This window comes from Anaerosporobacter faecicola (assembly GCF_012070565.1).
GTDB classification, from domain to species: Bacteria; Bacillota; Clostridia; order Lachnospirales; family Lachnospiraceae; genus Anaerosporobacter; species Anaerosporobacter faecicola.
Map to the genome: position 1 here is coordinate 143,309 of NZ_JAAQRO010000009.1, position 25,687 is coordinate 168,995.

Genomic DNA, 25,687 nt, shown 5'->3' on the forward strand with positions numbered 1-25,687 from the left:
ACAAGTGCATGTATTGGTACATATGTAAACGAAGAACAATACGTAAGTATTAGGGACAAAGTACATCTTGACCGGACTTCATCATTATATGTAATCATACATATCGATCGTTCATAAAGGTAGGATCAATCAAGAAGGATGAATAGGAAGGAGAAACAGATCCAATGATAGAATTTTTAAAAGCAATACTATTTGGTATTATTGAAGGAATAACAGAATGGCTTCCAATAAGTAGTACAGGTCATTTGATCTTATTCCATGAGTTTGTGAATCTAAAAGTAAGTGATGCATTTTTCAGTATGTTTGAGGTGGTAATTCAATTGGGTGCCATTCTTGCAGTTGTTGTGTTATTCTGGAATCAGTTATGGCCATTTTCCAAGAAGGAGAAATATTTTATAAAGCAAGATATATTTATGATGTGGCTAAAGATCGTTGTTGCCTGCATACCTGCCGCTGTAGTTGAACTTGGTTGGGGGGACGTGATTGAAGAAAAGTTCTACCGTTATGAAGTAATTGCAGTGGCATTGATCGTCTTTGGTATTGGTTTTATCGTAATCGAGAACTTGAATCACAAAAGACGTTCTCACATCAATTCTTTATCGGAAATTACATTCAATACGGCTTTGATTATTGGGATGTTCCAATTGATTGCAGCTGTATTTCCAGGAACCAGCCGTTCTGGAGCAACAATCCTAGGTGCAATCTTGATTGGCGTATCTAGAAGTGTTGCCGCGGAATTTACTTTCTTCTTAGCAGTTCCCGTCATGTTTGGTGCGAGCTTTATGAAGTTGTTAAAGTTTGGATTTGTTTTTACAAGCACAGAGCTAGTCATTTTGTTGACAGGAATGGTCGTTGCATTTGTAGTATCAATCATTGTTATCAAATTCTTAATGAGTTATATTAAGAAACATGACTTTAAGATCTTTGGTTGGTATCGAATTATCTTAGGAATCGCAGTTCTTGTTTTCTTTGGATTGGTCAAATAAATTATATATTTTCTTCATCATAACTATGTGTATAGTTTGCAAATTTTGGGAGGAGGATTCACATGATGATGCCAGATAATAGTTTGTTCATGAGTGGTTTTTTTGTTATCTTCTTTATCATCTTTGCAATGGTCATCATTACATTTGGAATAACCATTGTAAAGGGTGTGAAACAATGGAGCAATAATAACAATTCACCTGTATTAACGGTTATGGCGACTGTCGTTTCCAAGCGGATTAAGGTGAGAAATACTTCTTCAAACTTGAATGATAATAGTGGATTACATACGAGTTCCTCTACGGATTATTTTGTGACTTTTGAAGTAGAGAGTGGTGACCGACTAGAGTTCGAAGTACATGGAGAAGAGTATGGATTACTTGTAGAAAAAGACCAAGGGAAGTTAACCTTTCAGGGTACCAGATACCAAGGATTTGCAAGGCTGTAGATAATATTAATAATCAAATGATAGTATTGCTGTGCACTGCGTGCAATCGCAATAAAAAAGGAGTCGCTACATATACATACTGTATGGGTAGCGACTTTCTTCCGCTAATAAAAGGAAGGAATAAGAAAGACAACAGATAATAGAAAGGTTTTGAAATTACAATGGATAAAAAATTACATATATATACAAGTGAAATACAAAGAGATGGAAAAGACACCTATTATTTTCATAAATATGAACCTACTTCTTATGAAGTATTAGCGTTCTTTTTTGATCGCTTTCATCTGGATAAGAAAGAAATAAAAACAATAGAAAGCACATACATGCTTTCTATTGCTAGGAAGAAGAATATAATGGTAGTAAGCATTTGGGATTATCGATATTTTCCACAATCTTTACAGCTTAATTGAGCGCGGGGATTATGTGCACCGCAGGAAGGACAGACCCAAAAGTCTTGATTTTCTTGTGTTGCTGTGGAAGCCTTCTTTTTCGATACTTTATCAACAGAATTCGTCTTGCTAAAAAGTTTTGATAGTTTTCCCATATGGCAACCTCCTATGATCGATATGAATCCTGCATGTTGATTTGGGTTCTAGTAGAGTATATTAATTTATTTGCAATAACATGCTAATCATTTCTTACTTTTCATTGTATTTTCGGTTGAGACAGGAATGATACTTGACTTGTTTATATGGTATGATATACTAAAGAAAACTGAAAAAGGAAATTTAGTTTTCGTATAAATCATAAGATTTGAATGAGCGTAATCGTTGCTCACCGGCCAATGAGTAAAAGCAAATCATTTATTTTCACTAGAATGGAAATAAGTTGTCTAGGAGAGAAAGAGAGGAAGAACATGATGAAACAGAGAATCCCATGGAATTATGGTTGGTTTTACCAAAAAACGTTTGACAAAGAAATGTTACAACAATCCATTACTAACGACATGGAAAAAGTAGATTTACCACATACCAACCAGATATTACCCTATCATTATTTTGATGAATCCCTCTATCAGTTTGTTAGTTGCTATAAAAAGGTATTACATCTAAATCAGAGCATTACCAATAGAAGAATTTTTCTTACATTTGATGGTGTTGCACATATTGCGTCCGTATATGCCAATGGAAAATTCGTTGGTAAGCATGAAGGAGGCTATACAGGTTTCTCTGTTGAATTAACGGACGCGTGTAAAGGGGAAGATACCGTTGTGATTACAGTAGTAGTAGATAGTAGAGAAGAAAAATCTCTCCCTCCATTCGGTAATGTAGTAGACTATCTTACTTATGGAGGAATCTATCGTGAAGTCTGGCTAGAAATCAGGGATCAGGAATATATAGAAGATGTTCGGGTGAAAACCAGTACGAATGAAGATCATTCTGCGTTGCTCTCAGTAGATGTAACATGGTCAGCTGAAATTGATTCAAATCATAATTGGACGGTTCAGTTATTCCTAAAAAAGGAGAAAGAAAAAGACTATCGTGCAATCGGTAAGTATGATATGTCTGCCAAGATTAGTAATTATTCAGCAACCATATCGAATATTGAAGCATGGGACATTGAGAATCCGGTTTTATATCATCTAAAAGTTGTCGTGATGGAGCAAAAAGATTTCGAATATGGAGGTTCGGATGAAACAATTGTACGGTTTGGATTTCGTACAGCTGAATTCCGCAAAGATGGCTTTTATCTTAATGAGAAGAAAGTTAAGATTGTCGGACTTAATCGACACCAGTCCTATCCCTATGTTGGATATGCTATGCCAAAACGAATGCAACAACTGGATGCGGAAATCTTAAAAAACGAATTAGGTGTTAATGCTGTCCGTACATCACATTACCCACAATCACAACATTTTTTAAATCGTTGTGATGAATTGGGATTGTTGGTTTTTACAGAGATGCCTGGTTGGCAACATATTGGGGAGGAAGTTTGGCAGGAACATGCGTTAGACAATATTCGAGAGATGATTCTACAGAACAGAAACCATCCTTGTATTATCTTGTGGGGGGTTCGTATTAATGAATCTCCTGATCTGGATTCTTTTTATAAACGTACCAATGCCTTGGCAAAAGAACTGGATGATACAAGACAAACTGGAGGCGTACGATGTATTAAGAAAAGCCATCTCTTTGAAGATGTATATACGTATAATGATTTCTCCCATAATGGAACAACCAAAGGCTTAGATGATAAGAAACATGTCACCTCAAAAACAAATGCCCCTTATCTTGTGTCAGAATGCAATGGTCATATGTATCCAACAAAGATATTTGATCATGAAGAAAAAAGACTAGAACATGCGAAGCGTCATATGGCTGTATTAGAATCTCTGTACAAGGAAGAGGATATAACGGGCATGTTCTCATGGTGTATGTTTGATTATAATACCCATAAAGATTTTGGAAGTGGTGATCGAATCTGTTATCATGGAGTAATGTCAATGTTTCGAAATCCCAAATTAGCAGCCAGTGTATATGCAAGCCAATCCGATTGTTATCCGGTATGTGACATAACATCTACGATGGATATTGGCGAACATCCAGGTGCATACTTAGGAGAGGTAATGGCGATAACGAATGCGGATAGTGTACGCTGCTATAAGAATGATCGATTTATTAAAGAATTCTATCCAGATACGAAACAATATCCACATATGCCACATCCGCCGATTATCATTGATGATTTTATCGGGGATGCCTTGGTGAAAGAAGAAGGTTTTCGTAAGAAAAGTGCAGAGCAGATGAAAGAGTTATTGCGAATGGCACCCAAATATGGAGTTGATCATCTCCCAATGAAATACCTCTTAATGGCTCTTCGTATTGCAATAAAAGAACGATTGCATCTACAAGATGGTTTTGCGTTATTTAACAAATATATGAATAATTGGGGTGGTGAAGTAACCACTTATCGATTTGATGCGATAAAGAATGGAGAGGTTGTGAAATCTGTATATCGTACACCGGTTACAGAGGTACAGTTGCATGTAACTGTTGATGGTAATGATTTACTGGAAGAGGAAACATATGATGTTGCTTCTGTACGGGTAAAGGCAATCGATCAGCATGGAAATCAATTACCATATTATCAGGAAGCGATTACCATAGATGTAGAAGGACCAATTGAACTCATTGGACCATCCCATATTAGTTTAAAGGGAGGTGCTTTTGGATTCTATGTTCGTACAAAAGGGCAGGAAGGAAACGCAACTGTGCGATTACATGCAGATGGTGTTCCAACAGTTATGATACCTTTTCATGTACAGATAAAACGACTAGAAGAAAGGTAATACGGTGATATTGGCATAATATGCTAGACTTTTGAAAGGGCATGGTATGATCATGAAAAAAGCAGAAGACGAGAAACAATTGCTTGGTATCCGAGAATCAAAATTAATCTATTCTAATCTTGAGATTTCCTATGAAATGATGAGGTCCCGTAGAAAATCCATTGCCATAGCTATCGCAGTTGGAGGCAAAGTAACGATTAAGATTCCTACAAATGCAAGAGAGCAAGAGGTGTTGCATTTTTTACAGGAAAGAAGTTCTTGGATCTATGATTCATATAAGGAACAGATACAACGAGAAAAAAGAGGAATTCATATTGAAGATGGAGGCAAAATCCCTTTCCTAAGTGAAGAAGTTACCGTAAGGATTTTACCAAATCTGAATAAAGTAGATGCAAAAATCCGTTATATAGAAGAACAGAAGCAGCTAATCATTGAAACACCTAAGCTATGGCCAGCATTTCTCCGTGAATGTGTGGAATCATGGTATAAAAAGAACGCAAAATCTATCATCCCATTTCGAGTGGAACAAGTTGCAAAAGTTATGCAATTGACATATGGTAGAATTACAATTCGTAGTCAGAAAAGCCGATGGGGAAGCTGTAGTAGTGAAGGTAATCTAAATTTCAACTGGCATTTAATCATGATGCCACCTGCCATACTTGACTATGTTATTATCCATGAACTTGCACACCGAGTGGAGATGAACCATTCCAAACAGTTTTGGGCGATCGTTGAGCAAGCCTGTCCAGATTATAAGCAACGAAGGTTATGGCTGAAAGAGCATGGTTCTTCCTATGAATTCCTTGATACCTAGCAAAAACATGGAAAATATACACAAATTTAGGTTGTATTATCAGAAATATTCACAAAATTGCAAATATTTTAAAAATTTAACTTACATAAAATGAAATTGTATGTTAAACTATAAGCAGGCATATTAGAATCCGACTTATCCGTTCGAATATTGGGTAATCGGATTCTTTTATTAATAAAATGAATGAGGAGATGGAAACATGTTTGAAGTAGGAACTTTTATTGTCTATGGATTAAATGGCGTTTGCAAAGTAGAAAAAGTAGGAATGATGGAATCTTCCTCTGACAACAAAGATAAACTATATTATACATTAATTCCTGTGTATATTACAGGAAGTAGAATAATAACACCAGTTGATAATAAAAAAGTAAAGATGCGCTCAGTTATGAAGAAAGAAGAAGTTATGGAATTAATCCGTATGATGAAGCAATGTGAACCATTATGGATTCAAGATGATCGGAAAAGAGAAGGAATATACAAACAAGCCATAAAAGAGAATGATAGTGCGGAATTGGTCCGTATGATCAAAGCACTTTACTTGAGAAAAGAATCTCGTCTTGCAGAAGGGAAGAAAGCAACAGCCTCCGATGAAAAATATTTTCGATTAGCGGAAGAAAGTCTTTACGGAGAGTTTGCAATTTCTCTTGACATGGACAAGAAAAGTGTTATGGATTACGTTGCGGAGTGTCTGTAAAAAATAATCAAGAACAACCATAAGAAAGATAATTTTCACGTATTGTATGCTAGATTACATGTTTGTTATGCACACAGTTCGTTGAATATTGTCTTTTTCTTATATGATGAATAATATGAAAAAGAATTGTTAATGATTGTGTTAGGAGTGTCACACAAAATAAAGTGAAAATGCCTTTATGAACGATGAGAGTAAGGTTGTGAAAATGAAAAATAGAAATAAAATTGGTATCATAGAACATTCTGAGGAAAATGTAAAAATCCTTATACGAAGGAAACTTGATGTATCAAAAGTTGATATGGAAGAGACGGTAACGGAGATTCAAGAGGATTCCATAGAAGAGCATTTAGAAGTATTAATAGAAGAGAAACTAGGGGATTCGATGAAGGAGCCTTTGGAGGAATCAATAGAAGAAGCACTAGTACCAGAGGATGGTCAAGAGGTTTCTGATGATTTACTTAAAGTTTATCTCAAAGAGATTGGAAAAATTCCTTTATTAACCCCAGAAGAAGAGATTACTCTCGCTATTCGTATGGAACAAGGAGACGACGTGGCAAGAAAACAACTGACCAATTCGAACCTTCGTCTTGTGGTTAGTGTTGCAAAGCGTTTTGCGAGAGGAAGTGGTATGTCTCTTCTTGATTTGATACAAGAAGGAAATATGGGACTAATGAAAGCCGTGGACAAATTCGAATATAAGAAAGGGTTTAAGTTTAGTACGTATGCCATGTGGTGGATACGACAAGCAATCTCACGGGCAATATCAGATCAATCAAAGACCATTCGCATTCCAGTGCATATGCGTGAAATAATGAACCGATTAGGTAGGGAAATGCGTCAGTTCGCGTCGGAAAAAGGAAGAAAACCAACACCAGCAGAACTAGCCAATATTACGGGATTTACCAATGAACGTATTGAGGAAATCTTAATGTTATATGGAAACACCCTTTCACTAGATAATCCAATTGGTGAGGATGAAGAATCAACACTGGCCGATTTTATTACCGATGAATCGGTACCAGAACAATATCGATTGACGGAATATAAGATGCTACAAGAAGAACTGGGGAAACTGTTGAATACCTTAAGTGATCGGGAGAAGATGATCTTAAAACTTCGCTTTGGTTTGTACGATGGTGAAATATGGACGTTGGAAGAGATTGGACAAGTATATCATGTTACAAGGGAACGAATTCGTCAAATAGAAGGAAAGGCAATCCGTAAATTGCAAATGAAGAAGGAAGTTCGACAATTGCAGGTTTATCTAGAATGACATTTGACAGAAGTTGATGAAATGTTTATAATAAAAATATTGTTTATATAAGCAATAGAAATATTTGCTTATATTGGGAATAGACCTTCCTTACTTCAACAGTAATTGGGAGGTTTTTATTTGCCAAAAATGTAACAATAGGACTTGATGTGTATAGTAGACGGAGGAAGTATGGAAGAAAACACTTTGAAAAATCCATTAGGGCATGCGCCAGTTGGAAAACTAATGGTAAAGTTTGCAGTACCTAGTATCGTAGCAATGCTAGTTAGTGCATTATACAATATTGTCGATCAATTATTTATTGGACAAGCAGTAGGAACCAATGGAAATGCAGCAACGAATATTGCATTTCCACTTTCCACTTCTTGTGTAGCATTAGCCTTGCTTTTTGGTATAGGTGGAGCTTCTAGTTTTAATTTAGCAATGGGAAGAAAAGAACCGGATAAAGCAGCGCATTATGTAGGAAATAGTGTAGTACTCCTAGTGGGGAGCGGTTTAATTCTTACTTTGATTACGCAGATTTTTTTGACACCAATGCTCAGATTCTTCGGTTCACCAGATGATATTTTGGAATATGCGAAAACGTATGTAAGAATTACTTCATTTGGGTTTCCGTTTCTAATCTTAACAACTGGTGGCGGTCATTTGATCCGTGCAGATGGAAATCCGAAAATGACGATGATTTGTAATTTATCAGGAGCAATCATTAATACCATTTTAGATGCAGTTTTTGTAATCGGACTTGATTGGGGGATGGCTGGTGCTGCTTATGCAACAATCATTGGCCAGATCTTTTCTGGGTGCCTTGTGATCAACTATATGAGAAATTATAAAACAGTCAAGGTTAAGAGGGAACAATTTCGTATACGTATGGAATATGCGGGACGTATCATTTCTTTGGGTACCGCATCTTTCTTTAATCAGATTGCTATGATGGTAGTACAAATCGTATTGAATAATTCCCTAAAACATTATGGTTCTTTGTCTGTATATGGAGAAGCAATCCCACTTGCCTGTGTTGGTATTATATCGAAAGTTAATATGGTTTTCTTTTCGATTATTATTGGTATTGCGCAAGGAACCCAACCTATTGAAGGATTTAATTATGGAGCAGCAAAATATAAGAGAGTGAAGGAAGCATATCGCCTTGCTACCATTGTTGGTGGTGTAATTGCCGTAATCTTTTTCCTTCTTTTCCAGCTTGCGCCAAGGGAGATTATTCGCTTATTCGGAAAAGGAGACGAAAACTATTATCAATTTGGTATTAGTTATTTCCGTGTGTTCCTTCTTTTTACTGTACTGAATTTTCTTCAGCCAATCACCTCTACCTTTTTTACTTCCATTGGTAAACCATATAAAGGTATTTTCCTTGCACTGACAAGACAAATCCTTTTCTTATTACCATTAATAATTTTATTGCCAATGAAAATGGGCATTGATGGAATCTTATATTCTGGACCAATTGCAGATTTATTAGCAGCTATTATTACGGTGATTATGGTAGTTTCAGAATTCAAGAATATGAAACGATTGGAACAAGGATTACAAAAGCAATAAATTGCTTTACAACAGTAAGAAGTGAAATAAAATGAATAGAGAAAGAGTTGAAAGAGAAACTACCTATTATGGGAACATAATGAGTGGTTTGCTTTCAGCTCTTTTTTTATATACTAGGAAAATCCTCTAACTTTCCTAGTATATAAACCCTCCGGGAAATGCGCACTCGCATATAAGGTAGATGTCATCTGAAGTTGACTTTGTTCTGTCGTTTCCGTGTGGTATAGAAAGCATGAGAGCCTTCAACAATTATTAATTAAAAGTATGGCTGGGTAAATGGATCGTAATTGATAATCTTCGATCAATAAGGTGATTGATTTTTAGGAAGAAGTTCGTTATTATAGAGATAGGTTAGACATAACTAACTAATAGGAAAGTAGGAGGTATTATGAGCCAGGAATTACTACAGATGATCTACAGCTTGAATCAAGAAGACATTACAACACAACTTGCATTACAATGTGCACCTGTTTTAACAGGAATTAAGATGTCAAATCTTTTTATTATCCATAATTCATATGGAAAGATGATTTATGATATATTCAAGAATTCACCGATTTCTATATCTGTTATATGCAGGTCAGCAGATAAAACAACCTATCTTTTATATAATAAAGAGAAGATCGTTTCTTATCTTTCTGAAACAAAAGTACAAGAATTAATGCATATTTTGGGATATAAGAAGGTAGAACTCTATGCTGCATTGGTAGAACTTCGGGGGCGTTATACTGCTTATAAAGAACAATCTAAACCATTTCCACATGAGTTAGGTATTTTACTAGGATATCCGGTAGAAGATGTGATCGGTTTTATCCAGAATAAAGGGAAAAATTTCTTATATACAGGTTATTGGAAAGTATATGAGAATTTGCCTGAAACGCTAAAAATCTTTCAACTTTTCCATCAAGCTAGAGAAAATGTTCTAAAAATGTTAACACAGGGAGTAACAATACAGAGCATTTTGTCGCAATATTATTATACGGAAAAGGTAGAATCAGCAAGTTTTATATAAGAATTACCTCGTTGGAGCATAGAGAATCCCAATGAGTAAAAAAATAAAGGAGACAGATAAGTATGAGTAAAGTAAGTATTGTATATTGGTCACAAACAGGGAATACAGAGGCAATGGCAGAAGCAATTGGGCAAGGAGTAAAACAAGGAAATGGAGAGGCAAGTGTTGTTGATGTATCACATGCAGATTTAGAAGAAGTAAAGAATGCACAAGTAATCGTCTTGGGTTGCCCTGCAATGGGAGCAGAGGAATTAGAAGATGGAGAAATGGAACCTTTCATTACTTCGTTAGAGGCAAATCTTAATGGTAAAAGTATTGCATTATTTGGCTCATATGGTTGGGGAGATGGTCAATGGATGCGTGATTGGGAAGAACGAATGCAAAATGCTGGTGCTATATTGATTCAAGAAGGATTAATCTGCCAGGAGACGCCAGATGATGAAACATTAGAAGCATGCAAAAATCTTGGCAAAATAGTTGGAGCAATGACACGTTAGTCAAATACAGAATTGGAGGAAGAACAATGAGCATTGTAATCATTGGTGGACATGATCGTATGGTATGTCAATATAAGAAAATATGTAAATCCTATAATTGCAAAGCAAAGGTTTTTACACAAATGACAAGCAATCTTAGAGAACAGATTGGTAAGCCAGATTTAATCGTATTATTTACAAATACCGTATCGCATAAAATGGTGAAATGTGCTGTTGCTGAGGCAGAGAGAAATCATGCAGACGTAATACGTTGTCATACCAGTAGCAGCAATGCTCTTGGCGAGATATTAGAATCGCATATTTCTTTCACGTAAAACGCATAGGAAGTTCTAGATGCATTCTCTATTGGTTTAATTTGTAGAATACAGTATAATAATATAGTAAGGATACAATACTCTATATTGTTATACTGTTCATAACAAAGAAGAACGAAATATAAGAAGATCTTTCACTGTACGGTTTTGTGTAACGGACAAAATCGCCAAATTATTAAGGACATGGTGGTTTCAATGGAAAAAATATTATTATTTCAAGCTACGCAGGTGGCACAAATCAAAAAGATTGCATCAGCAATGAGAATACGTGTAGAGGAAGTTTCTCCAACGCAATATTATCATAAACTTGGTGTATTAGCTGGGGTACTACCGAAGGAAGAAGTAGAATCCTTTACAGGTGAGCCCCCAACGGAAAGTATGATGGTATTTTGCGGTTTAACGGATAAACATTTTAATGCGATGCTTCAAAAGTTGCGATTGGATAAGATTTTAGTAACATACAAGGCAGTGATTACTTCCCAAAACATGCAGTGGAATATCCTGCGACTCTATATGGAGATGGAACGGGAGCGCAAAGCCTATGAAAATCTATAAGGAGAGATGTCTCCTAAGATTCTTCCACTTCAAAAAAAGAGTTCTTCAATGCTTGTTGTCTCTGGCGAATCTTAGACCAGTTAAAAAATCCGTATAGATCATTTAACAGGAACATCAAAAAGCAGATTATCATTGGAATATAGGAGCGATCTTCTATGGAAGCAAGAATCCAAAGTACAATCAGTACAAGATCATTTGCTGCATATGCTAATGCATAGAATGCGCTTCGACGAAACATTAGATAGGATGCTAGGAAGCTTGTGGTAATGGAAATCGTACTAAAGACGATGTTATTCGTATGATAATGCACAAGTATAAAATAAAAGATAGTAGTTACGGTACCACTAAGGAAAAGTAGGAATAGGATTTCTTTCCAATCTAGCTGATTTACAGTAACTTCTGATTTTCCTTTCTCAAAGGGATTCCTCAACCAAGATATGATCGAAAGAATGGCAATTGGTGTAGTCATGAACAGATAAGTGATCATTTCTCCATAGTAATGGAATGTTAAGGATATCAATGCATAGAGTAAGCTAAAGATTACGGTTAAAATCTGTCCTAGTACGTCGCCTTTGGAAACAAAGATTAATGCAGTAACACCGATCAAAGAGGCAACAACCGTTACTGTATCTCGTTGACTAGAACATAGAAAAGATAAAAAGACGACAGTAAGAGAGAAAATGAGCAATCTGCGTTCAAATTTCGTGAGATTTTGAAATGATTTTACTAGGGGGGTTAATTTGTTCATATGTACTCCTTTAAATAATAGTAATAAAGAGATCTACCTTTCCGTGCAAGTGCGAATCCATTAGGAATTGGTAACGAAAATAGCATATTACAGAAAAAAGCACTTCAAGACACATCTTCTAAGACCTAACGATGTGTTTGGAGTGCTTTTTGCACAACTACCCGGTGGCAGTATTTCAATCTTTTTTCAATATACCATCTAAATCTGAGATTGTAAAGACTTTATTTGTAAAGATAAAAAGTTAAGGCCTATAACTTCTATTGATATACTACTAGCAATCCCAATTGTACTGTGCTAAGAGGAAGAATGGGAAAGAGAAAATTCCTAGAAATCACCTGAGAAAAGAAGTCTAAAGCATAATGAACCACAAGACTTAAGATCATTACAGAGATTCATAAATAATTATTCCAATATTTACATTTCGATATTGACGTACAAATGGTTTTGAGGTAAGATAGAAGTATAAAAATAGGAATCATTCCTATTATAAAATATGGATAAAAAGGAGAAAATATATGTACGAAATGAAAGAGGAATATCTTACTGGAATAGAGATGATTGATAATGAACATAGAACGTTATTTGAAATTTGTGAAGAGGCATACCAACTAAAAAATAATGATTTTATCGCTGATAAATACGATGAATTACATGCTATTTTACATAGGTTAAAGGATTATACCATCAAACATTTTAATGATGAGGAAGCCTATATGGAATCCATATCGTATAAGAGAATGTTTACACAAAAGGTACAGCATAACGCTTTTAAAGAAAAATTAGAAGCATATGATATTGATGGAATTGATGAGAATACCGAATACGTGATTGATGATATATTGAATTATCTAACAGATTGGTTAATTGAACACATCTTAGAGAATGATGTATTGATCGCACAACAATAATAAAACATTACTCCCAAATACTCTTATAGTATGGTAAAATAAAAAAGTCTACACTATTATATTATGCTTTCCTATGAAAGCATAGAAAGATCATCTATAAGTAATTTGTAATTACAAAAGAATGAGGAAAGAGGAGTATATGAAAATTAATTATGAATGTTTGCCATGTCTCGTTAATCAAGTTGTAAAATTGGCTGATATGACACAATCAGAAAATTGTGAGCAATTGTTTAAGAAGGTATTCTGGGAATTGAGTAATATGGATTTTCAAAAGACGAATCCTGAAGTTATTGGTATGATCTTTTCCTTGGTGAAAGAACATGTGGGGAATCATGATCCCTATTATGGAATTCGGCGATACTACAATGAGATGTTCTTACATATGGAATCGGAATTAGAAGAAAAGCTCACAGGAGCAGAGGATGTTCTGGCAGAAGCAATCAAATATGCCATTGTAGGAAATGTTATCGACTTTAATCCTGTACATAACAACACACAAGAAGATATCCTTCAATACTTTGATAAAATGTCGGAATTATCTCTTACGGTTGATGATACACAAAGCCTGCGTGACGATTTATCCAAAGCTAAGGTTTTATTGTATCTGGGGGATAATTGTGGAGAAATCTGTTTAGACAAAATATTGATTAAGAAAATTAAGGAGTTTTATCCAGAACTATCGATTTATTTTGGGGTTCGTGGAGAAGCAGTAGTGAATGACTCTATTGAAGAGGATGCATATTTTGTTGGAATGGATCAATATGCGAAGATAATTAGCAATGGGGACCAATCACTAGGGACTGTATTGGAACGAACCAGTGAGGAATTTCGACAAGTATATGAACAAGCAGACATCGTAATTGCGAAAGGACAGGCTAATTACGAGAGCCTTAGTGAACAAATGAATAAGAACATCTATTATTTACTGATGGTCAAATGTAAAGTTATATCTGAATATATTGGTATAAAACAAAAATCGCTTGTTTGCAAGAAAGGATTGAGAGTGGATTAATAGCGGAGTGTATCGAAAAGCACCCTTTTATAAATGAATAATAGTGAGAAATAGAAAAGATACGTTTATGAATTTGAAATGAAGTTCATGAACGTATCTTTTTCACATAAAAGGAAAGTCGAAAGACTTTCCTTTTATGTTATCCTCCGGTGGGGAGACACACTCGCACATAAGGTTTCCTATACTGAAAATGTAAAAATAGTAATAATGTACAACAAAAATATAAATTATATGCTAAAAATTATACAATTTACTTAAAAAGAGCAATGTGTTACAATATCTTTATATTAATTTACTAAATAAACTAAATACTGGAAGGATTAGTGTGTGTAAGGAAATCTTAATGAAATTTGAGAATATTGGGGGTAGGAACACATGGTTAGGAAAGGGATTAAATGGATCAGTAAGGCAATGGATAATGTAAAGATTCCACATAAGTTGGTAATCCTATTTATTTGTTGTGTGCTGATCCCTATTGTTACAACAAACTGTGCGCTTTATTACATTGTTAGTAAGAAAGCAGAGTTAGAACGAATAACAGAAATGAAGAATGCCAAACAACGATTGGAATATAACATTTCTGTTATGATCGATGCAGCAACTAGTGTGGCAAATCAATTTAAAGAAGATCAAGTTCTAAACAATTTTCTTGATACGACCTATGGAGATCGCATGGAATATTATACGAAATACTATAAATTGATGCAGGATAATGTCTTCAGTTACTATTATCAATCGGAGTCGGTATATAAGATTTCCATATTCACCAATAATACTACAATCACACGTAGTAGTTCGTTTTATCCATTAAGCGACGTAGTCGAAGAACCTTGGTATGAGGAGGTTGTAGGGAAAGATAAAGAAGAAAATAGTTTACAATTCTATTACAGTAATCCAGTGATCAAAAATCCTTATGATGCATATACAAGTCGGAAAATTTCTATATTTTCTAAATTCAATGATTATGGCTTAATTCGAAAATATCTTAAGGTAGATATTAGTTATATTGACATGGAACGATTGGTATTCAATGAGAAATCCTTTCAGGATATCCTGATCGTATGTGATGGCAAAATTTTATTTGATACAAGGAATGGTCGCTTAGAGGCAAAACCTTTTTCTCGATATGAACCTATGAAATCGGATTTATTACAAGTAGAGGAGCCAATGCGCATTTTTGGACAAGAGTGGAAAGTTATCCTCATAGCAGAGAAAAAACCTTTTTTTGATAATTTCCTAGATAATCGTGTTCTACTTGGACTTACGATTCTTATTAATCTAGTGATACCATGTACAGCAATCAAGATTATTGGAAAGTCATTGAAAGATCGAATTCGGATAACAGAGGACTACATAAAAGAATTGAAAGATGGGAAATACCAAAGGATTGATTGCTATGAAGGGAAAGATGAGATCGGATGTTTGATTCATAGTTACAATATGATGGTTCTTCGAATTCAGGAATTAATTGAAGTTGTTCTTAAAGGGAATGCAGAACGGCAGAAATTGATCATATCCAAGAAAGAAGCGGAACTGCAGGCATTACAAAGCCAGGTGAATCCGCATTTCATCTTCAATACATTAGAAAGTATCCGCATGAAGAGTTTGTTAAATGGGGAAGAAGAAACAGCCAATATCATTGGAACTCTTGCGCTTCATATGAGGCGTACGATTGGTTGGGGGGATGACTTAACTACAGTTGGAGAGGAAATCGCATTCTTAAAGGGATATCTGGAGATTCAGAAATACCGTTTTGGAGACCGTATGGATTATTCCATACATGTACAGGAAGAATGTAAGGCATATCATATTCCAAAGTTCGGAATACTGACCTTTGTTGAAAATGCATGTATCCATGGTATTGAGAAAAAAAGTGATGGAGGAAGGATTGATGTGATCATCATGAAAGAAGGAGTCCATTATTTTATTGAGATTATGGACAATGGAATAGGCATTGAGGAGAATAGACTAAAGCAAATTGAGCAACTGGTTCAACGCGCATCCATTGATACGGTAAGAGAAGGCAACAATATAGGTATATTGAACTCCTTTCTGCGATTATTCCTATATTTTCAAGGAAATGTAGAGTTTCAGATTGAAAGCAAACAAAACGAAGGTACCGAGGTCTATATTGTACTTCCATGTGAGGAAGAAAAGGAGGAGCAGAATGCTGTCAGTAATGATTGTTGATGATGAACCGTATATTCGTGAAGGTCTCAAGGTAGTGATTAATTGGGAAGAGCAAGGATTTCGAATAACAGGAGAGGCTTCCAATGGGCAAGAAGCACTAGAATTGTTAGAAAACAAGAAATTTGATCTGGTGATTGCTGATATCCGGATGCCAATCTATAACGGATTAGAACTGATCGAAATTGCAAAGAAAAAGAACAAAGGAATCACCAAGTATGTGATTCTTAGCGGATATAGTGATTTTGATTATGTAAAACGAGCGCTGAATCAGAGCGTATCAGATTACATATTAAAACCAATTCAAAAGGAAGAATTAATTCAAACATTAAAAAAAGTGAAAGAGGATATTCTGAAGGAACAGCTCGATGAAAAAGAGATTCAACAATTACGTACAAATCAGATTAAGAATTCAATAGATGGATTGCTTGGTGGATTATATAGTGATGCTAGTATTGGACTTCTAAAAGAGTACTTTGGAAAATTCATTTCTATGCGATATATACTGATAAGAATGGAGGAGAAGAAAGCTGCCAACAAAAAATGGAATGCGAGAGCACATTTAACGGAACTTCTAAAATCCAAAGAAGAGGAGAAAACATTCTATATAACAGATGGGAAAAAAATCAATGGAACAACTTATGACATTGGATTGCTCGTGTATGCAAGAAATCAAAAGAAGAAAGATACGCAGATCATAGAGGAAATCTATTCGATCTGTGTTACAGACGAAGGAAAAACGTATCGATTCTATGCAGGCATACAAGTTCCACATCTAGAAGACTTAATGGACAGTTTCAAAACGGCTATCAAAGCAACGGTGAACCAATGTATGACCGATGAAAAAGACCAGATCATCTATTTTGATGATTTGAAAGCGAAGGAATCCACAAAGCATACCGTATCCTATGAAAAGATTGAACGATTAACACGTTATGTAAAGGAACATGAAACAGAGAAGATTATACCTGTAATTAAAGATATCTATAAGGAATTAAAGGAAGGGTTGGTTGAACCGAATCTTATACAGCTTAATATACGCTATATCCTCTACAACCTAGTTGATGTCTCACAGAATCTATTAGGTTCTTCGGAACAGACAGAGCTTTTGGATTATCTCAATGACACATTGTTAGAAGATATCTCTTATTGTGGGGATATGGAGGCATTTATCCATGTAATAAGCGACCTTTCTGAATATCTCTATCAATTGAAGAACTGTCCTTCCGCGAATATACTCTCGAAAATTACGAAGGAGATCGATGAGCGTTATGCGGATAACATTACGCTAAAGGATCTTGGTAAAAAATATTATATTAGTAGTGTCTATCTTGGACAGATCTTTAAGAAAGAGATAGGAAAATCCTTTAAGGATTATTTGAATACGGTACGTATAGTAAAAGCAGCAGAGCTTTTATTACAGACAAATGAACGTGTATATGCCATTGCAGAACGTGTAGGATATCAAAAGGTTGATTATTTCATTAGTAAATTTGTTAGTATAAAAGGCACTACACCACATCAATATCGATTAAGAGTAAGGAATGAGCATATCCCCACAAATTAAATATCTTTATCCTTATTTCTAAAAATAACTAAATTTTATGTGGGTGTTTCCTGCTTGACCGGATGGTATGATAGGGGTGTTCTTAAAACTATTAAGGAGGTAGTCATGGTGAAAAAGTGGGGAAAAGTAGTATCTGTTATTATGGCGACAACGATGTTAGCAATGTGTTTTACTGGCTGTAGTAAGAAGAAGGACAGTAAAACAACAACAGCGGATGGACAGAAAATCAGAGAGTATTCGTTGTTTGTGGCAACTGCGGGAAAAGAAGTTCCCGATGATAACAGAATGTATCAGAAGATTACAGAGAAGATAGGTGCAAAGGCAAAAGTAACTTGGCTTACTGGTCAAACCGATAAGGAAAGAGTTGGAGTTATGATTGCTGGTAATGAATATCCAGATATGATCGTTGGATCAAATGCAACTCCTGATCTTGTAGCAGCAGGTGCTTTAATTGACTTAAAAGACAAATTAGATAATTATCCGAACTTGAAGAATTTCCGTTCTACTGAAGAATGGAACATGGTGGAAGGTGCATGTGACGGACATATCTATTACATACCGATCTTTGGTAAATCCAATGGGGAATCCATGATCGTAAAACAGAACGATGAAGCATTTTGGATACAAAAGAGAGTTTTAGAATGGGCAAATTGGCCAGATGTTAAAACATTAGACCAGTATTTTGATTTGATCCAATCGTATCTAGCAGCAAATCCAACGGATGCGGATGGACAAGAAAACATCGGTTATGAAATTCTTTGTGATGACTGGAGATGGTTCTGTTTAGAGAATGTATCTCAGTTCTTGGCTGGTTACCCAAACGATGGAGCGGCTATTGTTGATCCAGTAACAAAAAAAGCAAAGAATTATGATGATATTCCAGAAGCGAAAGCATTTTATACGAAACTGAATGAAATGTATAATGCAGGAATAATTGATCCAGAAACATTTACCATGTCATATGACCAATATATAGCGAAATTATCTTCCGGTCGTGTGCTTGGAATGGTTGATCAAGGTTGGCAGTTTAATGATGCTGTGACATCTTTGGTAAGCCAGGGAAAAGATGATTGCACATATGTGCCTCTTGATTTAACCATAGAAGAAGGTGTTGCTACGAAGTATTTTACACCAGCTTCATTGAATGTAGGAGATGGTATAGCAATTACAACCGCTTGTAAGGATGTTGATGGTGCTTTACAATTCCTGAATGATTTACTTGACCCTGAAGTGATTACAATGCGTACTTGGGGGGAAGAAGGCGTAGATTACATGGTAGATGATGACGGAATGTTCTATCGTACAGAAGAACAGAGAGAGAATGCAAAGGATGCGGACTGGGTTAACCAAAACCTAGCATCCACCATCTACAGTTATTTACCAAATTATTCTTCTGGATTATTATTTGACGGTAAGAATGCGGTGAGTCCAGCAGAACAGCCAAGTGAATTTCGTGAAGGTTTATCAGAGTACGATAAAAAGGTATTGGACGCATACGGATACGAAAAATGGACTGACTTTTTAGACTACACCGAAGATATTGGACCATGGTATCCAATTTATTCTGCAAAGAATACATGGGAATCAAGCTCAGAAGCTGCTATCGCTGCACAGAAGATGGAAGAAGTAAAGAGAGAATGGTTACCGAAGGTAATTATGGCATCAACCAGTGATTTTGAAAGTACATGGACAAAATACATGGATAAATACCATAATGATACGAATTATAAAGTTTTTGAAGATGCATTGTCAGAAGCAGTAGCAGAACGTATTGCCATTGCAGAAGGAAAGAATTAAGGGTTAATTAGTAGTAAAAAGGTGTTTGCAAGACAAACTGCAAACACCTTTTACAAATTATAAGAAAGGACGAATGCATATGAAGACCGAAACTGCTATTGCATCAGCAACACCGCTTAAAAAAAATCAATTTAGTAAAAAAATTAAGAAGCAAAAAACATTAGTATTCATGTCCATACCATTTATAATCTATGTATTTATCTTTAATTATCTTCCTCTAAGTGGATGGCTTATGGCATTTCAAAAATACCGTCCAGGTAAGGCATTGCTAAAACAAGAATGGGCTGGGTTATTTCAATTCCGTTTATTATTTCAAGATGAAACGTTTCTCAGAGTTCTTAGAAATACATTGTGTATGAGTTTAATTAATTTGATATTAGGTTTTATTACAGCAATTGGGCTTGCAATCTTGTTAAATGAAGTAAAAAGTATGTTTGGGAAGAAACTGGTTCAAACGATATCATATCTACCACATTTTTTGTCGTGGATTATTGTGTGTGGAATTATTGTTGATGTGCTATCTCCTGAAACAGGTATCATTAATCAATTGCTATTAAAAATGAATATAATCGATGCTCCGATCAACTTCTTTGCTGAGGCTAAGTATTTCTGGGGAATTGTTGGTATTTCGAATATATGGAAGGAAACAGGCTGGAACAGTATCATCTATCTGTCTGCGATTACAGCAATTAGTCCAGAGCTATATGAAGCGGCGTCCATTGATGGTGCTAATCGATTACAAAAGATTCGTCATATTGTTTTACCAGGATTAAAGTCAACAATCTTCATCTTGTTAATTATGAATATCGGTAATATCTTGAATGCTGGCTTTGAAGTTCAGTACATATTAGGAAATGGCTTGATTCAAAAAGTATCTCAAACCATTGATATCTATGTTTTGAAATATGGTATTAGTATGAACAACTTTTCTTTGGCAACAGCAGCAGGTATCTTTAAGAGCGTGATTAGTATACTTTTGATCGTAATAGCCAACAAAGCGGCAAAGGCAGCTGGCGAAGAACAACTATTCTAAGGAAGGGAGGAGAGCCATATGGAAAGACAAGAAAAGAGACATGCACCACATTATAAAATGAGCTTTGGTAGTATACTTTTTGACGTAATAAAATGGTTGATTCTAATTGTATTTGTGATCGTAACGTTATACCCAGTAGTTAATACATTGGCGGTATCCTTTAATGATGGTCTTGATACCATCAAAGGAGGAATCTATCTCTTACCACGGAAGTTTTCTATGCAAAATTACCTGACTGTTTTACGAAAGGATTCCTTAAGGATCGCTACAATGGTCACGATTGCAAGAACTGTAATCGGAACGATAACACAATTATTTGTTACAGCAATGTTGGCATATATTGTTAGCCGAAAAGAATTTGTATTACGGAAATTCCTAACAATCATCTATGTATTGACCATGTATGTCAATGCAGGCCTGATTCCAGGATACCTGTTGATTAAGAATCTTGGATTGCTGAACTCCTTTTGGGTGTATATCGTCCCAGGTATGGTAAGTGCATTTAATATGATCGTGATCCGTACCTTTATGAATGGTATACCTGATAGCTTGGCTGAATCGGCAGAGGTGGATGGTGCAGGGCATATGCGAATCTTTATGCAAATTATGCTTCCACTTTGTAAACCTGTATTAGCGACGGTTGCTTTATTCATTGCAGTTGGACAGTGGAATTCCTGGTTTGATGCAATGCTGTATAATTCCTTTAATGAGAATCTGACCACCTTACAATATGAATTAATGAAATTGTTATCATCGGTAAGTAGTCAAAGTGGTAACGTAGATGCTCTAAAGAACACCGGATCGATGGTAACTCCAATGTCAGTCCGTGCAGCAACGACGATCGTAACTGCAATACCAATCGTTTGTTTATATCCGTTCTTACAAAGATATTTTGTTAGTGGATTGACGATCGGTGGTGTTAAAGAATGATATTCCTATAACTTTACCTTATAATTTTATAGGAATGGGATTACGAACGAGTAATTGATCTGGTGTGACAGTACAATCATATGCGAGTATTGTTACACCAGATTTTTTTGCTTCAATAAGAGCCGTTGCAAAGGCTGGCTGCGTTTTGCTATTTGGGGTAAAGTAAGTAATCCCATCCATCTGGATTACGAAGAAAAGAAGCGTATGAAATCCTTCCTTTGCATGCCTTGCTAGCCCTTCTACATGTTTTATGCCACGTAAAGTAGGCGCGTCAGGAAATAGTGCTACATGGTCCTCTTCTAATGTGACTCCTTTGACTTCAATCAACCAGCGTTCCTTGTGATATTCCATATAAAAATCAAAGCGGCTGTCTTCGTATTGGTATTCCGGTTTGATAAGGTCAGGTTGAAAACCAAGTCCCCCTGCTTGTAACCATTCACCCACAACTTTATTGGGTGCCTGACTATCCATATTAATGATGACATCGCCTTTCTTAACTGCAATAAGATCCCAGTTGGTTTTCCGATTAGGTAAATCCCAATGCTGCACATATACCGTTGCACCTGGCAATAATAATTCTTTACATCTTCCTGTATTCTTAACATGGCAGGTTTCAATTGTTCCATTAATTTCTATATGTGCGATAAATCGATTGGGGCGGCTGACAAAGCGTCCTTCGTAGATTCGTTCGTATTTCATAGGTGTTCCTTTCTAGTATGGGTTGTACATATATATTCGAGCATTTTTTATCTTTCCTTACTGCAAACGTTCAATTTATGATCAAGTTCATTCTATACTGCGTTGGTGTTAACCCTGTTACTTTTTTGAAAGCATGCGTAAAATTGTGACTGTCACTGTATCCTAAACTATATGCAATCTGTGAAATGGATGTATTCGTAGTAGTCAATTGTGCTTTCGCATATTCTATCATTGTATTACTGAGATATTGCCTAAGGGATATACCAGACATTTGTTTAAAAAACGTGGAAAGATATTTTTCATGATATCCAAAGTAAGCAGCTAAATCAGAAACACGAATCATTCCAAAGCGATTCCATGTAATATAATCTAGTATATCTTGATATAGTTGTTCCTTATTGGTTACTTTCGGTATACTTTGTTGTATTTGTTGGTTATACAACTCCATTAATACGCCCACAGTAAGTACATTTGAAGTATATTCTTGATGATAACGGCGGTCGGTTTCTTGTAACTGACTAAGAAGTATGGTAATCCGCTCTATATTGGTTATTTTACCACGGTTTGGAAGTAATAAACCAGTCTCCTTGTTGATCGAACGACCCAGTGGTTGTGTAGTTACATTCTGTATTGCAGCATCTGGAGCAGTAAAATGCAACCAATAAAAAGAAGCAAAAGAAGGTTTATACCCATATTGCTTTCTAGTTGGTGGCATAATCAAGTATTCTCCTTTTTCAACGGTATGATAACGGTGTTCTTCAGCAATATAGAGAGTACCTGCCGTTACAAAGAACACTTCGTATTCGTTTAGTTCACGACTCATATGGATCCAAGAAGAGGAGGAAGCCGTGAAGATTCCTGCCCAGAAAAAGTGAAAAGTTTCTGAGGAAAGTAAATCATGGAGATTCAGGTTCCAATGTTGTGAATAGAACATCTTACAAAATCACACCTTCCATAACGTATTCGTATTTACCTGAATGAAAAATATAAGGTAAAATAAGTTTGTAAATAAAGGAATAGTGAAGATTCAAATAGGGAATGATTCACTGTTAATTAAGAGTATACATACGTAGCATGTAATTTACAAGTAGAATTAAACGTTGGTGTTCAATTGAGAGAGTAATACCTAGTGATAATGTAACAAGATAAAATAACACCAGGAGCAATTCGAAACCAGAAATTGATAAACTAGAGAGATTCGAGTGAAATAGGAGTCGATATACGTCAATTTGAGGTTGTATTCATCAATATTAAGAAGGGCGAGGAAATTCATATGAAGGAAACAGAATTTAGTAAACCACTTGATCTAAAGCAGATTGAAGTAACGGATGTATTTTGGAAAAAAGAGATGGAATTAATCAGAACAGAAGTAATTCCGTATCAATGGGAGGCACTCAATGATCGTGTAGAAGGGGCAGCACCAAGTTTTTGCATGCGTAACTTCAAGGTTGCTGGTAAGTTAACAAGGCAACGACAAAAAGATGCAAATTATCCAAAAAGCATTGAGATTGATTGGAAGGAATTTGAGTATCTTCCGGAAAAGGAAGGAACACTAGAAGAGAAATTCTACGGTTTTGTCTTTCAGGATAGTGATTTTGCAAAATGGATTGAAGCGGTAGCCTATTCTTTAACACAACACCCGGATCCATCGTTAGAGAAGATTGCTGATGAAGCAATTCAAATTGTTTGCCAAGCACAACAGCCGAATGGTTATTTGGACACGTTTTATATCATTAATGATATGAGCAAGGTATTTACGAATCTACGGGATCATCATGAATTATATTGCTTTGGACATCTAACTGAAGGGGCAGTCGCATACTATAATGCGACAGGAAAAGATGCGTTATTACAAGCTGCAAAACGATATGCGGATTATATCGATCAAGTATTTGGCATGGAAGAAGGAAAGGGTAAGGGGTACCCAGGACATGAAATTGCAGAGATGGCTTTGATGCGCCTATATGAAGTGACGAAGGATGAAAAGTATCTGAACTTAAGTGCGTTCTTTATTAATCAAAGAGGACAAAGACCATATTATTTTGACCAGGAACGAGGAATTGAGGAAAACAAGACGGAACAACGGTATGCATATCATCAGGCACATCTTCCAGTTCGTGAACAAAAAGAAGCAGTTGGACATTCTGTTAGAGCAACGTATCTCTATTCTGGTATGGCTGACTTGGCTAGAGAAACCAAGGAAGAAAGTTTATACCAAGCTTGCTTAAGCTTATGGGATAACATGGTAAATCGCAAGATGTATATTACGGGTGGAATTGGAAGTACACATATGGGAGAAGCATTTACCTATGACTATGATTTGCCGAATGATACTGCGTATGCAGAGACTTGTGCTTCAATTGGTCTAGTTTTCTTTGCAAGAAGATTATTGGAAATTAAGGCTAATGGGAAAATTGCTGATGTTATGGAACAAACCTTGTATAATGGTGTCCTTAGTGGTATGGCATTAGATGGTAAAAGCTTTTTCTATGTTAATCCTTTAGAGGTAGATCCAATCGCTTGCCAGAAGGACGATAGAAAAAAACATGTAAAACCAGTCAGACAAAAATGGTTTGGTTGTGCCTGTTGTCCACCGAATCTTGCAAGATTGATTAGTTCCATAGGGGAATATGCATATACACAAGCAGAACAGGAACTCTACATTCATCTTTATATCGGGGCAAACCTGAAGGTCAATGTTCAGGAAGAAGAGCTTATAATCAAGATTCAATCACAGATGCCATGGGATGGACATGTGACAATTCAAGTAGAAGCTAGTAAACCATTGAAACATACAGTAGCACTGCGTATACCTGGTTGGTGTGAATCCTATACCAGTAATATAGATCAGAAAAAAGAAATTGACTATGTGGTAAAAGATGGCTATCTATATTTGACAAAAGAGTGGAGTGCATCTGAGAAAATTGTTTTGGATTTCAAGATGAAACCTCGCTTTGTCTATGCAAATCCTAAGGTACGGGAAGATGTGGGAAAAGTTGCGGTAATGCGTGGTCCAATCGTGTATTGTCTTGAAGAAGTGGATAATGGAAAGAATCTTCCTTGTATACAAGTTGATCCTAACGATTGCTTGATTGAAGAACAAGAGGGAACAGTACTTACAGAGCCTGTTATGAAATTATGTTTTATGGCAGAGCAAGTTTGTACGCAGCAAAAGGAAGAAGCTTTGTACGATACCAAGGTAAAACAATATGAAGCAAAGAAAGTGACAATGATTCCTTATTATACATGGGCAAACAGAGGAGAGAATGAGATGCTTGTCTGGATCAGGGAAAAACATTAACAATCGCAACAATATAGTTAGAAAAACTACATGTAAAAGAAAATGATACTAGAAGATATTGACAACAA

At 35.7% G+C, this 25,687-nt stretch carries 23 protein-coding genes; 19 read left to right on the plus strand and 4 right to left on the minus strand.

Going from position 1 to position 25,687, the window contains the following annotated elements; translation table 11 throughout:
• Positions 1-164 precede the first annotated feature (164 nt).
• Together HBB17_RS05390 and HBB17_RS05395 are read left to right on the plus strand one after the other, a co-directional pair.
• Complete coding sequence (locus HBB17_RS05390; RefSeq protein WP_167956428.1) at positions 165-986, plus strand: undecaprenyl-diphosphate phosphatase; 822 nt, start codon at positions 165-167, stop codon at positions 984-986.
• Positions 987-1,048: 62 nt separating this feature from the next.
• Positions 1,049-1,432: a DUF2500 domain-containing protein gene (locus tag HBB17_RS05395; protein ID WP_330588160.1), complete on the plus strand. Its 384-nt coding sequence runs from the start codon at positions 1,049-1,051 to the stop codon at positions 1,430-1,432.
• 373 nt (positions 1,433-1,805) lie between these two features.
• Here HBB17_RS05395 and HBB17_RS05400 read toward each other — a convergent pair whose 3' ends face one another.
• Positions 1,806-1,976, minus strand: a complete 171-nt coding sequence (locus tag HBB17_RS05400; protein WP_167956429.1) for a hypothetical protein — start codon at positions 1,974-1,976, stop codon at positions 1,806-1,808.
• A gap of 312 nt (positions 1,977-2,288) precedes the next feature.
• Between HBB17_RS05400 and HBB17_RS05405 the strand changes: the two genes are divergently transcribed.
• The 9 genes from HBB17_RS05405 (at position 2,289) to HBB17_RS05445 (ending at position 11,437) form a co-directional block, all read left to right on the plus strand.
• Complete coding sequence (locus tag HBB17_RS05405; protein WP_167956431.1) at positions 2,289-4,721, plus strand: glycoside hydrolase family 2 protein; 2,433 nt, start codon at positions 2,289-2,291, stop codon at positions 4,719-4,721.
• Positions 4,722-4,773: 52 nt separating this feature from the next.
• Positions 4,774-5,535, plus strand: a complete 762-nt coding sequence (locus HBB17_RS05410; RefSeq protein ID WP_167956433.1) for a M48 family metallopeptidase — start codon at positions 4,774-4,776, stop codon at positions 5,533-5,535.
• A gap of 199 nt (positions 5,536-5,734) precedes the next feature.
• Positions 5,735-6,229, plus strand: coding sequence for a CarD family transcriptional regulator (locus tag HBB17_RS05415; RefSeq protein WP_167956435.1), 495 nt, complete (start codon positions 5,735-5,737; stop codon positions 6,227-6,229).
• Positions 6,230-6,407: 178 nt separating this feature from the next.
• Complete coding sequence (locus HBB17_RS05420; RefSeq protein WP_167956437.1) at positions 6,408-7,502, plus strand: sigma-70 family RNA polymerase sigma factor; 1,095 nt, start codon at positions 6,408-6,410, stop codon at positions 7,500-7,502.
• A 171-nt stretch (positions 7,503-7,673) separates the two neighbouring features.
• Positions 7,674-9,059, plus strand: coding sequence for an MATE family efflux transporter (locus HBB17_RS05425; protein WP_167956439.1), 1,386 nt, complete (start codon positions 7,674-7,676; stop codon positions 9,057-9,059).
• Between the two features lie 388 nt (positions 9,060-9,447).
• Positions 9,448-10,071 (plus strand): DUF3793 family protein, encoded by a 624-nt coding sequence (locus HBB17_RS05430; RefSeq protein WP_167956441.1) that lies wholly within the window; start codon positions 9,448-9,450, stop codon positions 10,069-10,071.
• Positions 10,072-10,133: 62 nt separating this feature from the next.
• On the plus strand, positions 10,134-10,568 hold the full coding sequence (locus tag HBB17_RS05435) for a flavodoxin (protein ID WP_167956443.1): 435 nt from the start codon (positions 10,134-10,136) through the stop codon (positions 10,566-10,568).
• 26 nt (positions 10,569-10,594) lie between these two features.
• Positions 10,595-10,882 (plus strand): DUF2325 domain-containing protein, encoded by a 288-nt coding sequence (locus HBB17_RS05440; protein ID WP_167956445.1) that lies wholly within the window; start codon positions 10,595-10,597, stop codon positions 10,880-10,882.
• 195 nt (positions 10,883-11,077) lie between these two features.
• Positions 11,078-11,437 (plus strand): DUF3783 domain-containing protein, encoded by a 360-nt coding sequence (locus HBB17_RS05445; protein WP_167956447.1) that lies wholly within the window; start codon positions 11,078-11,080, stop codon positions 11,435-11,437.
• 13 nt (positions 11,438-11,450) lie between these two features.
• Here the strand turns inward: HBB17_RS05445 and pnuC are convergent, their stop codons facing one another.
• Positions 11,451-12,185 carry a nicotinamide riboside transporter PnuC gene (gene pnuC, locus HBB17_RS05450; RefSeq protein ID WP_167956449.1) on the minus strand — a complete coding sequence of 245 codons (735 nt, stop codon included), beginning with the start codon at positions 12,183-12,185 and terminating at the stop codon, positions 11,451-11,453.
• Positions 12,186-12,700: 515 nt separating this feature from the next.
• Between pnuC and HBB17_RS05455 the strand changes: the two genes are divergently transcribed.
• The 7 genes from HBB17_RS05455 to HBB17_RS05485 all read left to right on the plus strand — a co-directional run bounded on the left by HBB17_RS05455 (position 12,701) and on the right by HBB17_RS05485 (position 21,619).
• Positions 12,701-13,093: a bacteriohemerythrin gene (locus HBB17_RS05455; protein ID WP_167956451.1), complete on the plus strand. Its 393-nt coding sequence runs from the start codon at positions 12,701-12,703 to the stop codon at positions 13,091-13,093.
• Between the two features lie 139 nt (positions 13,094-13,232).
• Positions 13,233-14,105 carry a damage-control phosphatase ARMT1 family protein gene (locus HBB17_RS05460; RefSeq protein WP_167956453.1) on the plus strand — a complete coding sequence of 291 codons (873 nt, stop codon included), beginning with the start codon at positions 13,233-13,235 and terminating at the stop codon, positions 14,103-14,105.
• Between the two features lie 375 nt (positions 14,106-14,480).
• Positions 14,481-16,295, plus strand: a complete 1,815-nt coding sequence (locus tag HBB17_RS05465; RefSeq protein ID WP_167956455.1) for a sensor histidine kinase — start codon at positions 14,481-14,483, stop codon at positions 16,293-16,295.
• Positions 16,273-17,859, plus strand: coding sequence for a response regulator transcription factor (locus tag HBB17_RS05470; RefSeq protein ID WP_167956457.1), 1,587 nt, complete (start codon positions 16,273-16,275; stop codon positions 17,857-17,859). Before HBB17_RS05465 ends, HBB17_RS05470 begins: the two co-directional genes overlap by 23 nt.
• Positions 17,860-17,964: 105 nt before the next feature.
• A complete protein-coding gene (locus HBB17_RS05475) occupies positions 17,965-19,656 on the plus strand; it encodes a type 2 periplasmic-binding domain-containing protein (protein WP_238483678.1) in 1,692 nt (563 codons plus the stop codon).
• Between the two features lie 79 nt (positions 19,657-19,735).
• On the plus strand, positions 19,736-20,689 hold the full coding sequence (locus HBB17_RS05480; protein WP_238483679.1) for an ABC transporter permease: 954 nt from the start codon (positions 19,736-19,738) through the stop codon (positions 20,687-20,689).
• Positions 20,690-20,707: 18 nt separating this feature from the next.
• On the plus strand, positions 20,708-21,619 hold the full coding sequence (locus HBB17_RS05485; protein WP_167956459.1) for a carbohydrate ABC transporter permease: 912 nt from the start codon (positions 20,708-20,710) through the stop codon (positions 21,617-21,619).
• Positions 21,620-21,637: 18 nt separating this feature from the next.
• On the opposite strand, the gene sfsA is transcribed toward HBB17_RS05485, so the two are convergent.
• Complete coding sequence (gene sfsA / locus HBB17_RS05490) at positions 21,638-22,318, minus strand: DNA/RNA nuclease SfsA (RefSeq protein WP_167956461.1); 681 nt, start codon at positions 22,316-22,318, stop codon at positions 21,638-21,640.
• Between the two features lie 70 nt (positions 22,319-22,388).
• Positions 22,389-23,141 carry an AraC family transcriptional regulator gene (locus HBB17_RS05495; protein WP_167956463.1) on the minus strand — a complete coding sequence of 251 codons (753 nt, stop codon included), beginning with the start codon at positions 23,139-23,141 and terminating at the stop codon, positions 22,389-22,391.
• 450 nt (positions 23,142-23,591) lie between these two features.
• Here HBB17_RS05495 and HBB17_RS05500 point away from each other — a divergent pair, with 450 nt between their 5' ends.
• On the plus strand, positions 23,592-25,619 hold the full coding sequence (locus tag HBB17_RS05500) for a glycoside hydrolase family 127 protein (protein WP_167956465.1): 2,028 nt from the start codon (positions 23,592-23,594) through the stop codon (positions 25,617-25,619).
• The last annotated feature ends 68 nt before the right edge of the window (positions 25,620-25,687 follow it).